The following is a 1,447-nucleotide window of genomic DNA, read 5'->3' as shown; positions in this document are numbered from 1 at the left end:
TCGGGAGATTGTCGAAAATTTGGGGCTTCAGGTTGCTACCTCCGCCGAGGCGCGCGCGCGTTTGGGTCTGAAGGGCGGCGATCAGGTCGCATTCTGAGGAGGGGAGCACATGCAAACAAAGTTGTTGATCAATGGCGAGCTTGTCGAAGGAGACGGGGCGGCGATCCCGGTCCTGAACCCGGCAACCGGAGAAGAGATTTGCGCCGTCAATGCCGCCACCTCGGAACAAGCAGACGCCGCAGCTGCCGCCGCGCATGAGGCGTTTGACACGTTTGGGCAGACCAGCCCGGCGGAGCGGTCGCAACTGTTGACAGATATCGCCGATGTCCTCCAAGCCAACATCGAGGAGTTGGCCGAGTTGGAAAGTCTGGACGCAGGCAAGCCTTGGCCCTCGGCGCTGAACGATGAAACCCCACTGACGCTGGACACCTTCCGCTTTTTCGCCGGTGCCGCGCGCACTATGACCGGGGTGACGGCGGGCGAATACGTAGCCGGTCACACTAGCATGATCCGAAAAGATCCGGTCGGACCGGTAGCGGCGATTGCGCCCTGGAACTACCCTTTGATGATGGCCGCCTGGAAGCTCGCTGCGCCTTTGGGGGCGGGCTGTCCCGTGACGCTGAAACCCTCTCAACTCACGCCACTTTCCACCTTGAAGGCCGCCGAGCTGATTGCAGACATCACCCCCAATGGCGTCGTGAACGTGCTGCACGGTTCGGGCCGTGAGATCGGCAGCCAGATGATCAACAACCCACGCACCGAGGCGATTTCGATCACCGGGTCCAATGCGACCGGGGCCGAGGCGATGAAGGCGGCCTCGCGTCAGATCCGCCACGTGCATCTGGAGTTGGGCGGCAAGGCCCCCGTGATCGTCTTTGACGACGCCGATATCGACGCGGTTGCAGAAACCGTGCGCTATGGCTCCTTCTTCAACGCCGGTCAGGATTGCGCGCAACCCTGCCGCCTGCTGGTGCAGGATGCTGTCTATGACAAGGTCGTGGCCGCTGTGCTCGATCAGGTTGGGCAGATCAAGGTTGGTGCGCAAAAGGCCGAGGGCACGGAAATGGGCCCGATCATCTCGGCCGGACAACGCAACACCGTGGCCGGATTTGTCGACCGGGCGCGCGACACTTGCGAGGTTGTCGTCGGTGGCAGGCTGATCGATGGCCCCGGCTTCTTCTATGAACCCACGGTTCTCGCCAATGTACCCCATGATGCGGAAGTATTCTGCAACGAGATCTTTGGCCCCGTCGTTACGATCTCGCGGTTCAGCGACGAGGACGAAGCGCTGCGGGTTGCCAATGCCGGGCCATTCGGGCTGGCTTCGTCGGTCTGGACCAACAATACCGGGCGGGCGATGCGGATGTCGGCGAAGCTGCGCTACGGATTTACCTGGGTGAATACCCACGGCGTCGCGACCCCGGAGATGCCCTGCGCGACGATGAAA

Annotated in this window: 1 protein-coding gene and 1 pseudogene; both read left to right on the top strand. The window is 62.3% G+C overall.

Translation table 11 applies throughout. The features are described 5' to 3' along the window. Positions 1-97: pseudogene (locus ACR0E6_RS21150) on the top strand (3-keto-5-aminohexanoate cleavage protein); the annotation flags it as partial. A gap of 12 nt (positions 98-109) precedes the next feature. Then, a partial coding sequence (locus ACR0E6_RS21145; protein ID WP_480586999.1) for an aldehyde dehydrogenase family protein occupies positions 110-1,447 on the top strand: 1,338 nt, incomplete at its 3' end.

The organism is Ruegeria sp. AP12 (assembly GCF_056540025.1).
Note: the sequence above shows the minus strand (reverse complement) of the source record. Positions and strands in the feature narration are given on the sequence as shown.